Origin of the sequence: Polyangium spumosum, assembly GCF_009649845.1 — a bacterium.
Taxonomy (GTDB): domain Bacteria; phylum Myxococcota_A; class Polyangia; order Polyangiales; family Polyangiaceae; genus Polyangium; species Polyangium spumosum.
On sequence record NZ_WJIE01000021.1, the window covers coordinates 34634 to 49398 of the forward strand.

Genomic DNA, 14765 nt, shown 5'->3' on the forward strand with positions numbered 1-14765 from the left:
TCGAGGTCATCATGTACGTGTTGGGCATCAATGCCGCATACCATGAGTCGGCCGCCTGCTTGCTGAAGGATGGCGCGATCGTGGCCGCGATCGAGGAAGAGCGCCTTTCGCGCAGGAAACACGGTAAGTCGGCGGACCTCGACAGTGGCCACGAGCTGCCGCGGCTCGCAATTCAGTATTGCCTGGACGCCGCAGGAGTCACGCTCGGGGACGTGGCGTGGGTGGGGTATTCGCTCGAACCATACGACCGGCTTCGAAACCAGGAGATCATCGAGCGGGTCGTCACCGGCGGCTGGGGAAGCCCGGCGGGGGAGAGGCGCTTCCTCGACCTCGCCCTGCGCGTGCCTGCGGAACTCAGGCGCTTGGGCATGACCGGCGAGTTCAAGTGGGTCGCCCACCATCTCGCGCACGCTGCTTCGGCGTTCCACCCCTCACCGTTTCACGAAGCGGCCATCCTTTGCGTCGACGGGATCGGAGAGGTCGGCTCGACGCTCTTCGCATCCGGACGCGGGTCGAGGATCGAGCCTTTCGACGAAATTAGGTATCCCTCCTCCATCGGGTTCCTGTGGGAGAAACTATCCAAGTTCCTCGGCTTCTCCGAGTACGACGCCTGTCAGGTCATGGGGCTCGCCTCCTATGGGGACCCGCGTCGATTTCGCGCGTCGTTCGAGCGTCTCGTTTCGCTCGAGCCCGAAGGGCGCTTCGCGCTCGACGGCGATGCCTTGCGATTTCGTGTCGAGGACTACGCGCCCATCGAGGCCCTGTTCGACGTACCCCTGCGCAAGGGAGGCGAGCCGATCCTCGCGGCGCACGAGGACATCGCCGCTGCGCTTCAGGAGATCACCAACCACACGCTCTTGCACCTGGCTCGGCACCTCGCTGCGCGGACCGGCTCGAAGAACCTTTGCATGGCGGGAGGCGTCGCGCTCAATTGCGTCTCCAATCGGATCGTGTTCGAGGCGAGCACGTTCGAGGGGCTCTTCGTGCAGCCGGCTGCGCACGACGCGGGCACGGCGCTCGGAGCCGCATTGCACGTCTGGCACGAGATGCTCGGCCATTCGGAGCGCTCGCCCATGCTCCATCCGTACACGGGGCCGTGCTTCGACGATTCGGCGATCGAGCACGCTCTCTCGAAGGCTGGCCTCGTATGCCAGCGCGAGTCGAACATCGAGGAGAAGGTTGCCGAACTCCTCGCGGCAGGCAAGATCGTCGGTTGGTTCCAGGGGGCCATGGAGTTCGGCCCCCGCGCGCTCGGCAATCGCAGCTTGCTCGCCGATCCACGCTCCCTGGAGATGAAGCGTATCCTGAACGACCGCATCAAGCACCGCGCGAGCTTCCGTCCCTTCGCGCCGAGCGTCCTCGCGGAGGAGGCGGAGCGCTGGTTCGTCATCGAGAAGAGCACGATGACGTCGGACTTCATGCTCCTCGCCTATCCCGTCAGGCCCGAGCGCGTGGCCCAAATTCCCGGCGTCGTTCATGTCGACGGGACGAGCCGCGTCCAGACCGTCCGCGCCGAGACGAATCCGAGGTACCATAAGCTCATCAAGGCATTCCACGCGCGAACAGGTGTACCCATGGTCCTCAACACGTCGTTCAACGACAGCGAGCCGATCGTCTGCACGCCGGAGCACGCGATCGAAACGTTCCGGAGCGCGGGTATCGACGTGCTTGCCATTGGCCATCATCTCGTCGAGGCCGCACGGCAGCCGAGGAGCGATGCCGAAGTCACTCACACACCGGCGCCGACCGCCTCGAGTTTCTCTTTCCGAGCACCCGCTCCGCGGGTCTGATAAGGTGACCAAGACGCCGATGAACATCGTCGAGCTCATCTACAAGGAAGCCGGCCCGGACCGATGGCGGCTGTTGCTCGCATCGACGGCGGCGGGCGTCGGCAACACGCTCGTGCTCGTCTTCATCAACGCGGCCGCGCAGGAGCCGGACGCCGTGGATGGGCGGGCGTTCTTCCTCTTCGCCGTTCTGATGCTAGCGTACATCCTCGGCGCGAGGTACCTGTTTCATCGTACGATCGATATCGTCGAAGAGATCCTGCACCGCATCAAAGGCAGGATCGTGGAGAAGATCCTGCGCGCCGATTTCGCGGCGCTCGAGCGGCTCGGGACCTCGGAGATCTACGACCGCATCACCGAGAACGCGACGGTGATCTCGGGCGCTGTCGGGCTCGTGACCAACGTTCTGCAACAACTGCTCATCTTCTTGTTCGCGATCGTCTACATCGCGTGGATGTCGCTCCCGGCGTTCGTTCTGCTCGGCATTCTCACCGCCGCCGGGCTCGCGCTGTATTGGACGCGGAGCGAGGTGATGGTTGGGTTTCTCCAGCACCTCGCGAAGACCCGGGTTGCGTTCTTCGATGTGCTCACGGATCTTCTGCGTGGCTTCAAGGAAGTCAGGTTCAGCCGAAGGCGCGGCCAGCAGATCCGCGACGACGTCATGAGGACCTCGGCGGACCTCCGCGACACCACGCGAAAAGCCAATCACCTCTTCGACGACAATTTCATCCTCGCGAGTTGCAACCTCTTCGTGCTGCTCGGCGCTCTCGTCTTCGTATTGCCGCGGCACGTGCACATGGAGCCGGCCACGCTGACGAAGCTCGTCTCGGGTGTCATGTTTCTGTGGGGTCCCTTACAGGGCGCTGTGAGCGGGTATCCCGCATACGTTCGCTCGAACCAGGCGCTCAGGGAGATCGAGACCCTCGAACGGAAGCTCGACGCAGCCGCCGCCGCGAAGGTGTCGGAAGGCGCTCTCTCCGACCCTTGGAAGGGCAAGCCCGGCGCGATCGTCGCGCAGGGGGTCGAATACGAGTATGCGCGGACGAACGGCGACGAGACATTCCGTATCGGACCCGTCCATTTCACCATCGATCCAGGGGAGATCATCTTCATCGTCGGCGGCAACGGCAGCGGGAAATCGACACTCCTCAAGGTCCTGACCGGCCTTTACACCCCCACCCTGGGGACGCTCTCGTCGGGGGGCGAGGCCGTGCGACCACAAAACGCGCCAGCGTATCGGGAGATGATCTCTGCGATCTTTTCGGATTTTCACCTCTTCTCGCGGGCCTACGGCCTGCTCGACGTCGACGGTGACGCCGTCACCCGCCTGCTCGCCCAGATGCAGCTCGAGGGAAAGACCGGATTCAAGGACGATCGATTCACGCGGCGTGATCTCTCCACGGGCCAGCGGAAGCGCCTCGCGATGGTCGTCTCGCTGCTCGAGGATCGACCCATCCATGTCTTCGACGAGTGGGCCGCAGATCAGGATCCCGCGTTCCGCAAGTACTTCTACGAGGAGCTGCTTCCTGCACTCAAGGCGCGGGGCAAGACGGTCATCGCCGTCAGTCACGACGATCGATATTTCCATTGTGCGGACCGCGTCTTCACGATGGAGTACGGGAAGCTGCTATCCATCGAGCCCGGCCACCGCGCTCCAGCTCGCCCCAGCACCGAGAGCACGGAGCAGTCACTCCCATCCTGACAAAGCTTTTCTCTTCCGGGCCGCCAAGAAATATGCGAGACTGAGCAGGACCTCATGACGACCGAGAATACGCAGCCGAGGCAGCCCGCAAAGCAGGGCAAGGACGAGCCCACGATCGGGGTGGAGTCTGAACCGAAAGCGGGAGCCAAGCCCGAACCGCCCTCCCGTCCGGAGCGCTCGGCGGAGCCGTCGCGCGTCGGGCGCGCGGAGGCGATCATCCGGCGCAATGTCCTGTGGTCGCTCGGCGCCGGCGCAGTGCCCATTCCGCTTCTCGACGCGATCGCCGTGACGGGCGTTCAGATGAAGATGCTCTCCGAGCTCTCCGAGCTCTACGAGGTCGAGTTCACCAAGGATATCGCTCAGAAGCTCGTGACATCGTTACTCTCGAGCCTGGGAGGGCTGACCCTCGGCGCCTCGATCGGATCGAGCGTGGCGAAGCTCATTCCGGGCGTGGGCACGGCGCTCGGTATCGTCACCATCCCGATCTTTGCGGGCGCTTTCACGCTCGCGACGGGCAAGGTGTTCATGATGCACTTCGAGTCGGGCGGCACCCTGCTCAATTTCGATCCAGTCGCGATGCGCTCGTACTTCAAGCAAGAGTTCGAGAGGGCGAAGGAGACGGTGGCGGAGGTGCGCGAGGAGGCGAAGTCGGACGAACGCGCCTGAACGACCGGCTCATTCATGGACCTCACCCCCATCTTTCGCTTCTTGCTGCCAGCGCTGACCGTGCTCGCGGTGGGCCTCGTCGGAGGGACACGTCGCATTGGCTTTCGCTGGGCGGTCGTTCTTTCGGTGCTCTTGACGCCGATCGGCGGTTTCATCGTAGCTCTGGCTTCGGGGCCCAGGCCCATTCCTCTCGACCTCGGGCCACGGGCCAAGCCGAATGCGCCAGCCACGACGAAGAGGCGATTGTTCCGCTTCTGGCGATGACCTCCTAGGCAATACCAGAAACGACCATGTCCGACCAAGAGCCGCAGATGCAAGAGCCCCTCGAGCTCGCGGATTCCACTGTAGAGAGCCCCCAGATCCTCGAGCGGACGACCGCCATCGCGCGGCATCGATTCCGAGTCTGGCTTCGCAACGTCCAGTTCACCGCATACGCAACGCTGGTCTTCGTGCTTCTGGCGCTCGGCTTTTTGTGGCCGCGCATCTTCATCGTCGTCCCGTCCGGGAGCCACGCGGTCATGTACCGATTTTTCGCGGGAGGGACGGTGACGAACCGCGTCTGGGGCGAAGGTGTGAACATCATTCCGCCGTGGGACTCGCTGACCGTTTACGAGACGCGACTGCAGCAGGAATCGCTGAAGTTCGACGTCCTCAGCGAGGAGGGGCTCAACCTGGGGGTCGAGGTCTCGATACGGTATCGGCCGAACAAGGAAATGCTCGGGTTCCTGCACCAGGACATCGGCACGGAGTATTTCAAGCGTCTCATCAAGCCCGAGGTCGAAGCCCATGTCCGGCGTACATTCGGAAACAGGCCGGCGTACGAGATTTACGCGAGCTCGCGAGACGTCCTCCAGGAGCTCGGCCAGATCCCCGTCCTCGGCAGGCTCGAGGAGAGCGACGACCACCTCTCCTCGCGTCCGTACGTCATCATTCAGGAGCTCAAGCTCATCGATATCGAGCTGCCGGCCATCGTCGAGAGCGCGATCGCGGACAAGTACAAGCAGGAACAGCTCATGCTCGAGTACCGATACAGGCTCGAGCGCGAGGAGAAAGAGGCCGAGCGAAAACGTACGGAGGCGGCCGGAATCCGGGATTACAACATCATCGCGAGCAAGCTGAACCCGGACGTGCTGCGCTGGCGGAGCATCGAGGCGACGCTCGAGCTGGCGAAGGCGCCCAGCTCGAAGGTCGTCGTCCTCGGCGGAGGGCAGGGCGCGCATTTGCTCATGAACGTCGAGCCATCGATGGCGACAGCCCCGGCCGCATCCGCTGCGCCCGCGCCCCCGGGAACCGCTGCGCCCCAAAAGCCTTGACGCGCGGCGTTCAGGCTCGAACATTCATCAGTTTCGGCCGGTCGCGTCTTCCCAGGTCCGGAGGAGATCGTGCACCACCTCGCCGTCGAGGCGCGGCGGTTCGAGGATCGGGGCCTCGAACGTCACGCCGTACCGCCGGAAGCGTAGGAAAGGGTTCTGCACGCTATCGTAGCCGCGGATGGAGAGCGCGGCATCCGCAGGGCGGAAGCCGTGTTCGATGGCCTTTTTCTGCATCTCGTCGCTGCGCAGGAAGGCGATCCACTTGCCGGCGACGAGCCTCTGCGCGTCGGTGATCTCCTGGCCGAAGTCGAGGAATACGACTGGATGCTGGTTCATAAACGTCGGCTGCGGATAGAGGACCCGGACGTCGGAGAGGACGCTGGCGAACTCGTCGATCCGAGCGAGGGTGTCGAAGGCGAGGTGCTCGTACGTCGCGACGGCGTCGTAGCGCGACGAACCCACGTTGAAGAACGAATCGGTGAGGAGCTCCGTGGAGTCCGGCGGCGCGTCGAGTCCGCCTTCGCACCGCCTGAGCCAGCTGCGGAACGCCGACCGTTGCTCGCGCAGGGCGCGCAGGAAGTCCTCCGGGGTCACCTCGTTCGAGACGGGACGAATGGCTTTCGGGAGCTTGGAGCCCGTACCGTGCTTGGAAATGTTCGTATCGCCCAGACGAACCTTCGGGGGCAACACGTAATCGTAGGCCATCAGGTAAAGTGTCTCGAACCCGGATGCTGCTCGGGTCGGGGACGTGTGACCGAACTTGACGCGCCCCCAGGACTCCATCTGGTCCACGGTGGGGAAGGGTGAAGCGGACGGCGGGTTCGTGACGTCCGGGGTCGTCGCGGCCCTGGGCGCGGGCGGGGGCAGTTTCTTCGGCGCAGGGAGAAGCGGCTTGTACCAGTCAATCCACGAGCCTGGCACCATGTCCTCGATGGGCATCCCCGACAGGTCCTGCTGCGTCGGGACGGCCGCGCACATGAGCTCGGCCCATTGTCCATGCTCGTGCGAAACCTTTGCCATGACGGCCTCCACGACCTGGCGACGATCATCCCAGATGAGCAAGACCAGAGGGGATTGGACCAACGAGATCTGCTCCTCGATGTCGAAGAGAGGTTTGCGCTGCGGATGTACCGTCTTCCAGCGGTTGTCCAGGTAGCGCAAGACGAGATCGTCGGCGGGCGCCCACAACGTCGGCGTTGCCTTTCCGCCGAGGATCGCGTCGGCCGACTCGATATCGCCCATGGCTGACAGCTTCACCTGGATGGTCGGGCAGAGTTTCGCAAAGCGATTGGCTGCTTGCTCTACCCACGCCCGCTTGTCGTCGCCATAGAGCATGCTGATGACCACCGGGCGCCCGTCCTTCGTGGGTGGGCCGCAGAGATCGGTCTGCGTGTTCGTGGTGGTCTTGACGTCGACGATGAGCGCCGTCTCGGCGTGGACCATTCGACGTTGGTCCCGTATGAACCCATACGCAATGTTGCCGAGGATCCATACCGCGAGCGCGAGGCCGCCCAGCTCCTTCCACAGACCAGGCCCTCTGTTCACGGATTCTTCGGGTCTACCGGGGGTCTTCGTCACGGTCCACTTGCTCGAAGCATGATTTCTTCAGCGGGAAGGTCCCAGTAATCTGCGTAGGTCTTTTTCGACGTTTCGACCTTCAGGCTCTTCTGACCCAGGTGGTAGTGGATCATGCACAGATGCACGTGCGTTGCGCCGGTGCGGCGGGCCATCTCGCGCAAGCCATCGACCTGCTCGACGGTGCCCATGTTCTTGCCGGCCAGGCGATCCATGATCGCGTCGAAGGTCATCGTGAAGGGGTTCTGGACGATGCGCGTCGATCCGCGCAGGTGTTTCTGGACGAGATCGATGAGAAACGTCGGGGACTTCGCGTCGCCGGGCGCCGCCGTCACGATCTGCGCGTGGCCCTCGTCCGTGAGGTGCGCGTCGAGGCCCACGAAGAGCTTCTCCAGGAAGTCGAGACCGTACGGTCCGGCCGCAGAGTGATGGAAGTATTGCATACCCGGCGGCGTTGGCTCGAACGGCGGGTTCGACATGACGTAATCGAAGCGCCTGCCTGCGAGGGGCAGAAAGAGCTGATCATTGCCGTCGACGATGGCGATTCTGTCCGCGACGCCGTTCAGCATCGCATTGAAACCAGCGAAGATCTTCGCCCGCGGGTTGATCTCGAGGGCCGTCACGTACCTCGCGCCAGCGCGCGCCGCGCCGATCGAGAGCACGCCCGAGCCGATGCCGATCTCGAGCACCTCGGCGCCTCGAATTCGGTCATGCGCGAGTTCGTCGAGGAAAAATTGCTGTTCGGCGAAGAGGGGAAAGACCTGATCGATGGCCGGATAGTCGAGTCTGTCCGTGACGACGTAGAGGCCGTCAATCCGATTCAGGCGTTTGTCGGCGAGCGCCACACGCAGGCTGGATTCGAGCCCGTTCATGCTGGAAATCAACCCGATTTCGCGGGTGCGGGGATGGCGCCGCTCTCGCGCAGGATCGCCGCTACCTCGGAGGCGACTCGCTCTCCGGCGCGAACGGCGCCTTCCATGAATCCATCGAACTCGGCGGATGTCTCCGAGCCGCCCCAATGAATGCGACCAACGGGCTGGCGCAGGGCGGGACCATATTTGCTGAGGACGCCAGGCGCGAGCGGCGACGCGCACCCGGTCGACCATTCTTCGGTGAGCCAATCCATCTCCACGAAGTTGATGGCGTCGAGGGCCTCTTCTCCGAAGAAACTCACGAGGGACTGGGTGACGACCTCCTTGCGGTCGTCCACGGTGGCGGGTAGCTCTTCACCTGCACCGAAGGCCACGAGGACACCTGGTGTGCCGGCCGCTGGCGTGCTGTCGAAGATGAAGTCCACCACGACGCCATCTCCGACCGCCGTGCCGTTGAGCCTGTTGTTGCGCCAAAATGGCGTCTTGTACACGATGTGCGCCTTGTAATCCGGCGAGCCCGTCCAGTTTGAGATGAGCCCCGCCTTGAGCTCGGGCAGCTCGGGCTCGAACTCGATGCGTCGAGCGTCCGCGGGCATCATCGCCACGATTACATGACCGCACTCGATCGACAGACGCTCGGTTTCGACGCGCACCGGGCCCGCCGGATCATCCACGATGCGCGTCACGGGGGAAGCGAGCAACACCTGGTCCCCGAGCGCCTCCGCCATCTTCACCGAGAGCATCTGCGAGCCGCCGCTGAACGAGACATCTTGGCTGTCCGAGATGGCCATCAAACGCTCGAGCCCGCCGACGGATTTGACGGCAGCGACGAACCGCAAAAGCGAGATGTCGTACGGCTGGCAGCCGAACGTGAAGTCGATGGCGAGATCGATGTCGCGCCGGCCCCAGACGGTCGACGAGTTGTCCGCGAGCCAGTGGGCCATCGAGACTTCATCGTACTCGGCCGCACGCGGCGCGTCCCACGGCGCGCCCACCGGGAGCTCGGCCGCCATCCCCTCGAGTTTGTCCCTCAGCTGCCTGAGCTCCCGCGCCTCGGCGCGCGAGAAGAGCCGGCCCGTCCCGGCCACGCGGACGCCGTCGAAGAGGAACACCGGGTTTCCCTTGGACTCCGCCGCGTCCACGGTGCCGACGCCGAGCTCCTCCGCGAGCGCCAGGATGCGCGTGTGCTTCGGGCTCACCCAGGCCCCTCCGCCGTCGACCATCACGCCTTGGCTGACCTCCTGGCTGATGGTCAAACCTCCGACCCGGTTTCGAGCTTCGACCACGACGACGGAGCCGACGCCCGCCTTCCGTAGCTCCCGCGCGGCGACGAGCCCTGACAAACCAGCGCCGACCACGACGACGCCCGCCGTCCTCCTCTCCAGCGGGGCGGACCGAGCGCAACCACCGCGTCCGCAGCCGAGGAGAAGGCCGCCTCCAAGACTCGCCGCGCCACGGAGGAAGGACCTTCGCGTGAAGGGTGGACGTAATCTCATGCGCCGCTGCACGTCACGCCTCGCTTTCCCATCGAACGCACGGGCTCGCCCCCGTCCCCTTGGCCTCGAGAAACGGGGATCGCGCCGGCTTCGAGGCCGGTTGCCCCATTCATGATGGAAGTAAGACCGGCTGGTCGGCAGCGGTGACTCTCACCTTTTCGGAGCCTCATGGAGCAAGGACCCTGAGCTCTGTAACACGCTCCGTCCCGCGTGCGCAAGGGGGAAGTCTCGGCGACGCCGGCCGGGGAAACGAGGAAACGAAAATCATGTGAATGGGGAAAGCCACCCGCGCCGAGCCCCATCTCACCCAAACTCTCGGCATTGGCTCCGCACGCGCGAGGTTTCACCTTGACATGCACATCTACGCAAGCCGACTCGCCTTTTTCCGCGGGCAACCGCGCCGAGCGAGCGCTCTCCAGGGACGTGAGCGACATCAAGGAGGGCGCCGCTCAATGGAGAATGGCCGCCTCGCCTGGGAGACGGGAGTGAGCCCTTTGTCGAGCGCACCGATCGCGCCGAAATCGAGGAGCGCGATCCGGTTCTTGCGGAGCAACATGATCTCCCCCGGGACGAGCTTGCCCCGCGACGCCTGGCCTCGGAGGAGTGGCGCGATCTCGCCCTGGGTGAGCCGGCGACAGAGCTTCTTCAGGTGGACGCGATTTTCTTTGCGCCATCGCTTGGCTCGCTTCGGGTCGAGCGCGCTCGTGCGGGCATAATCCGACAAAAGCACGCCGTCGACGAACTCCATCACGAGGACGCGCCGGGAACAGTATCGAGAGAAAACCTTGGGCACATACGCCCTACGGGTCGGGAGCGCGCGCCGCGTCGCTCGTATCGCGGCGGCCTCGACGCGGTAATCGAGCTCGCCCTCGAGCGTGCTCACGAGCATCGAATGAATATCGGAGGCCTGGGCGCGGGTGACGATGCGAAAACATCGACAGAATCGCAATGCCGCCTCGATGAGCGCCGCGTCGCGCGTGAATGCGGCATCGACGCCGGGTCTTTGAACTTTGACAGCAATCTTCACGTCGCGGTCCACGAGCCACGCCACGTGGACCTGACCGATCGAGGTGACGGCGATGGGTACGACGTCGAACTCGCGAAAGGCTTCCTTCACGGGTCGCGCAAGTTCTTGCTCGATGATGCGCACGACGGCATCGGCATGGAATGCGAACGCCCAGTCATGGATTTGGCAGAGTTCCTCGCAAAATGCATTCGAGAAGGCGCTTCTGTGTGTGGCGACGCGCTGGCCGACTTTGATCCATAAGCCGCCGAGGCGCTCCAGCTCTCCCCGGACGAGCTGCCCGAGGTAGAGCGGCGTACTCTTCGTGCCCGGCCGCCCGAGCCGCATCCAGCACAAGTGCCAGGAGATTCGTAGGAGCAGCCAGGCAACGAAGAGCCAGCGAGGGATACGTACTTGCGGGGGAGGAAGGTTCGTATCGCTTGTCGGGATCGAAAGCGGGGTAGGAATGTCCTTCGCTCTCAACATCGCTCAGGGGGCGGCGCGCCCTGGGGAGCACGGCGGATGTGTAGAAGCGGGGGGCGACGGGAGCTCTGTGCCGCGGCCGAGAAAGACCGAGGCGCTCGGCTCAGCCGAGGCCCCACATCTTGCCGTACTTGCGCTTCTTCTTCTTCTCGCGGACGACCACGACGACGGTCTGCGCGTCGGATGGGATGGCCTTGGCCGCGATCCCTTCTTCCAGGACGTCCGTGATGCGGTCCATGAGCGCGCCGGGGTGGCCCTTGCGGAGCTTCTTGACCTGACGGCGCTTCTTCTTGCCGAGGTCGATGATGATCGGCTCGCGCCGCTCGGGCGCGAGGGCTGCCGCCGCGGGGGCGGCGAGCTTGCTGTTCTGTGCGGTTTCGTTAGCCATTTGTCATCCCATCACTTTCTCGATGAGCGGAGCTCGAGGCACCGTCAGGGTGGAACTCGTCAGAAGAGGCTGCTCAGCTTGAAGCGCTTGCGGCCCTTGCGCACCGCGCTGAACGTGTTCTTCGACAGGTCCTTGAGCCAGCCGTCCTTCTTCTTTCGGTTCGAGCGCCGGTGCCTCTTGAGGTACTCGCCGTAGATCGAGCCGCCGGAACGGGCGCTGCGGCGGGCGATCTTCTCGAGGAGCTTGACGCTCTTCGACTGCTTCTTCTGCTTGCGCTTCTTGCCCTTGATCTCGATCACGGTGCCGTTGCCGGCCGCGAGCTGCGTGCTCCGCGGAATCACGATCCGCTTGACGCCTTTGATTCTAATTTGCCTGACTTCCATTGATGCCTCCCAAGGAGGGTGCCCTCTCGCCGAGAGATCCGGGGGCGTGGCCTCGATGTCATCGAAGCGCGCATCCGTGGGCGCCTCCAACGAAAAACCACCAGACTGTAACGGCTACTTCGCGCCGCGTCTACAATCATTCTGCTTCATTTGCCACCCTTACCCTGGGGCCCCTCGTCGCCCCGAGCGTGCCGCACCCCGCGCAGAGACGAAAGTACTTTGTACGCTGTCATGCTTCACTCTTGACGGTCTGTGGAATGTTTGCTGACCACCCCGTCACGGGTACCAGCAGATGAACGTTCCTCAACTGTCAAGTCGGAAAATGCTGTCCGTGTGTACTTTGTGTTGCATGTGAGAAAAATGCAGGGGGAGCGAGCGCTGCTGTTGCGGATGTTGAGCGTGTCTGGGACGGAGTGACGCTTGACATGCTTCCGGGTCTGGTGGTTAGAATTATGTCCGTATCCACCCGTACCGGCACTCCGGAGCGCCGCGAGGTAGCCATGCAAGACCCCCGTATCCGCATCACTCATGTCGGGACCTATGTCCCCACGCGGCGCGTGTCGAACGAGGACAGGCTGGCAGAGTTCGGGTTCGATGCGGAATTTCTGCGCAAAAAACTCGGCATTGCGATGCGAGCAGAAAAGGAGCCCGCCGAGGATACGAGCGACCTGTGCGTGGCGGCGTTCGCCGATATCGAGCGGCGCGCGAAGTTCTCCCGCTCGGAGATCGAGCTCTGCTGCGTCGTCACCCAGAACCCCGATCAGAAAGTTCCCCACACCGCGGCCATCGTCCACCACAAACTCGGCCTCTCGAAGGGCTGCATGACCTTCGACATCTCCCAGGGCTGCGCAGGGTATGTCCACGCCCTCGCGCTCGCGAGTGCCATGATGGAACGGTTCGGGCTGAAGAACGCGCTCGTCTTCACCTCGGATCCGTATTCGAAAATCGTCGACCCGAACGACAAAGGCACGGCGCTCATCTTCGGCGATGCCGCGTCGGTATCGCTCCTGTCCACGAGCGGCGCAGGGTACCGGCTCGTCGATGCGACCTTCGGCACCGAGCCCGGCACCACGGAGTGCCTCCACACGCGCGACGGCGCGCTGAAGATGGACGGCGCCTCGGTGCTCTTCCACGCGACCCATGAGGTGCCGGCCAGCGTCCGCTCGCTGCTCGCGAAGAACGGGAAAACCCTCGACGACGTCGGCCTCGTCCTCTTGCACCCGGGCTCGAAGCGGGTCGTCGATCTCATCAGGAAGAGTCTGCAGCTCGACGACGCCAAGGTGCCGTTCGAGATCGCCGAGGTCGGCAATACGGTCTCATCATCCATCCCGCTCGTGCTCCAGCAGCACGTCAGCCGGAAAAAGCACGACCTTCTGATGCTCAGCGGCTTCGGCGTGGGTTTTTCGTGGGGAACATGCATTTTGCAATTGCAAAACGATGAGGAGAAGCATTGATGGTCACGCATGAGGACGTCCTGCACACGCTCGAGGGGGCGGATGTTTCTACGCCCGTCGCAGATCTGAAGCTGGACATACCGCTCATCTCGCAGGGGCTCGACTCCCTGGACATGGCGACGGTGATGCTCGCGCTCGAAGCGAAATACAACAAGGCGATCCGCCCCGAGCAGGCTTCGCGGCTTCGGACCGTCGCCGACATCGTCACGTTCTTGAACTCGTGAACGGCAGTCCATCGATAGGCTCGTGCCCGACCCGAGCCTGCGATACGGCCCCCTCCTGATGCTCGCAGCGTGACGCCCGCTCCATTGCACCCTCGGCCGGAGGTCGAGGGCATGAAGGTGTATCGCGTCATCAAGCTGGACAAAATGGGGAGACTCTCGCGCGACGACGACACCGGCAGGGCCGCTCCCCCCATCGAGGTCTGCCTCAAGCACAAGCACAAGCTGAAGTGGAAGCCCAGGAAGATGCTGAAGAAGCTCTGGGGCGCCTGGTTATGATTTCGTCGTGGGCGGGTTGACGGCGTAGATCGGGAAATAACTCTCGATGATGCCCGCCGCATAATCGTCGGCGAGCTGGGGAATCTCGTCCCACGCGTACGTCCGCCCCTCGCGCGGCGCCATCCAGCCGCGCGCCTCCGCGAACGCAACCGCGGCGAGCCCCTCCACATAACGCGCGTAATGCGTGAAGACGTGGATGTGCCGGGCGATGCACTCCATGGAGCGCACCGTCGGGTACGTCATGACGCGCTTCCACCCGGTCGTGCACAGGACGCCCTCGCGCGCGAGCGCCTTGAGCGTGCTCCGGTAATTGGCGCCGATATTGTCGATGAAAATCGACACGCCACGCCCTCCGGTCCGTTCGCGGAGCGCCGCCAGGAAATCCTCCTCGAACGTCTTTTCGCCGAAAGCGCCGCGGTCGATGCCATCGATGCCAATTTCCGCGAGCTGGGCGAGCCGACTCTTCTGGGAGGTGATCATCGCGACGCGGCAGCCCGCGAGCTTCGCCAGCTCGAGCTCGGCGAGGGCGACGCCGCCGCCCCAGCCGCAGACGAAGACATCCTCGGCCGGGACTTCGGGGAGCTGCGCACGAAAACAGCCCCAAGCGACGTTCCAATTCGCCCAGGCCGTGATGTAGCGCAATGAAAATGCTGCCCATTGCTCGAGCGAGAACCGGCTGCCCGCAGGGACGGGGACGACCTGCCGCTGGTGCAGCTTCGTCGTCTTCGCGAGGCAGCCTATCGTCCCCTTGGCGTCATAACCGAAGATCGTCTCCGGATACCCGTGCTCGTCGGTCTTCCCGGCGCAAAAGACGATGCAGACGTCGCCCTCCCTCACCGTGTCGACCGCGCTGCCCGTACGCAGAATTTCGACGACGCCCGCGTTGCCGATGACCACCTTGCTCTCGCCGCGCAGCTCGCAGATATCGATGGGCGATCGGCGGATCGAGTGGTCCATGTTGCCCTCCCAGCAGCCACGAAGCGGACGGGCGAGCACCTCATCGGGCCCGATGTCGTCGAAGGTGAACGTCTCGCGGACGAGCTTCCCTGGAACGCCTGCGCTCTCGCCGCGATGAAGGACCCATGCCTCCGTCGAGATGACCTGCATGACCTCGCGCTTATCAGAGAATCGAGCGGCAGCGCA

At 63.9% G+C, this 14765-nt stretch carries 14 protein-coding genes; 7 read left to right on the plus strand and 7 right to left on the minus strand.

Going from position 1 to position 14765, the window contains the following annotated elements; genetic code table 11:
- The first annotated feature begins 11 nt into the window (after positions 1-11).
- The 4 genes from GF068_RS38635 (at position 12) to GF068_RS38650 (ending at position 5468) form a co-directional block, all read left to right on the plus strand.
- Positions 12-1790: a carbamoyltransferase family protein gene (locus GF068_RS38635; RefSeq protein WP_153824570.1), complete on the plus strand. Its 1779-nt coding sequence runs from the start codon at positions 12-14 to the stop codon at positions 1788-1790.
- A gap of 4 nt (positions 1791-1794) precedes the next feature.
- Positions 1795-3489 (plus strand): cyclic peptide export ABC transporter, encoded by a 1695-nt coding sequence (locus tag GF068_RS38640; RefSeq protein ID WP_170319932.1) that lies wholly within the window; start codon positions 1795-1797, stop codon positions 3487-3489.
- Between the two features lie 54 nt (positions 3490-3543).
- On the plus strand, positions 3544-4155 hold the full coding sequence (locus tag GF068_RS38645) for a YcjF family protein (protein ID WP_153824572.1): 612 nt from the start codon (positions 3544-3546) through the stop codon (positions 4153-4155).
- Positions 4156-4445: 290 nt separating this feature from the next.
- Complete coding sequence (locus GF068_RS38650; protein ID WP_153824573.1) at positions 4446-5468, plus strand: prohibitin family protein; 1023 nt, start codon at positions 4446-4448, stop codon at positions 5466-5468.
- A gap of 27 nt (positions 5469-5495) precedes the next feature.
- On the opposite strand, the gene GF068_RS38655 is transcribed toward GF068_RS38650, so the two are convergent.
- The 6 genes from GF068_RS38655 to GF068_RS38680 all read right to left on the minus strand — a co-directional run bounded on the left by GF068_RS38655 (position 5496) and on the right by GF068_RS38680 (position 11668).
- Positions 5496-7013, minus strand: coding sequence for a type 2 periplasmic-binding domain-containing protein (locus GF068_RS38655; RefSeq protein ID WP_153824574.1), 1518 nt, complete (start codon positions 7011-7013; stop codon positions 5496-5498).
- Positions 7014-7042: 29 nt separating this feature from the next.
- On the minus strand, positions 7043-7915 hold the full coding sequence (locus GF068_RS38660; RefSeq protein ID WP_153824575.1) for a 50S ribosomal protein L11 methyltransferase: 873 nt from the start codon (positions 7913-7915) through the stop codon (positions 7043-7045).
- An 8-nt stretch (positions 7916-7923) separates the two neighbouring features.
- Positions 7924-9273, minus strand: coding sequence for an FAD-dependent oxidoreductase (locus GF068_RS38665; RefSeq protein ID WP_170319933.1), 1350 nt, complete (start codon positions 9271-9273; stop codon positions 7924-7926).
- A 571-nt stretch (positions 9274-9844) separates the two neighbouring features.
- Positions 9845-10900 carry an AarF/UbiB family protein gene (locus GF068_RS43935; RefSeq protein ID WP_153824577.1) on the minus strand — a complete coding sequence of 352 codons (1056 nt, stop codon included), beginning with the start codon at positions 10898-10900 and terminating at the stop codon, positions 9845-9847.
- Positions 10901-11000: 100 nt separating this feature from the next.
- Complete coding sequence (locus GF068_RS38675; RefSeq protein ID WP_153824578.1) at positions 11001-11285, minus strand: DUF6200 domain-containing protein; 285 nt, start codon at positions 11283-11285, stop codon at positions 11001-11003.
- 59 nt (positions 11286-11344) lie between these two features.
- Positions 11345-11668, minus strand: a complete 324-nt coding sequence (locus GF068_RS38680) for a DUF6312 domain-containing protein (protein ID WP_153824579.1) — start codon at positions 11666-11668, stop codon at positions 11345-11347.
- 413 nt (positions 11669-12081) lie between these two features.
- Here GF068_RS38680 and GF068_RS47275 point away from each other — a divergent pair, with 413 nt between their 5' ends.
- The 3 genes from GF068_RS47275 (at position 12082) to GF068_RS38695 (ending at position 13622) form a co-directional block, all read left to right on the plus strand.
- On the plus strand, positions 12082-13122 hold the full coding sequence (locus GF068_RS47275; RefSeq protein ID WP_153824580.1) for a 3-oxoacyl-[acyl-carrier-protein] synthase III C-terminal domain-containing protein: 1041 nt from the start codon (positions 12082-12084) through the stop codon (positions 13120-13122).
- A complete protein-coding gene (locus tag GF068_RS38690) occupies positions 13122-13346 on the plus strand; it encodes an acyl carrier protein (RefSeq protein WP_153824581.1) in 225 nt (74 codons plus the stop codon). Before GF068_RS47275 ends, GF068_RS38690 begins: the two co-directional genes overlap by 1 nt.
- Positions 13347-13457: 111 nt before the next feature.
- On the plus strand, positions 13458-13622 hold the full coding sequence (locus tag GF068_RS38695; protein WP_153824582.1) for a hypothetical protein: 165 nt from the start codon (positions 13458-13460) through the stop codon (positions 13620-13622).
- Here the strand turns inward: GF068_RS38695 and GF068_RS38700 are convergent.
- Positions 13617-14729 carry a zinc-binding dehydrogenase gene (locus tag GF068_RS38700; protein ID WP_170319935.1) on the minus strand — a complete coding sequence of 371 codons (1113 nt, stop codon included), beginning with the start codon at positions 14727-14729 and terminating at the stop codon, positions 13617-13619. The two genes, GF068_RS38695 and GF068_RS38700, sit on opposite strands and share 6 nt — an antisense overlap.
- Between the last annotated feature and the right edge of the window lie 36 nt (positions 14730-14765).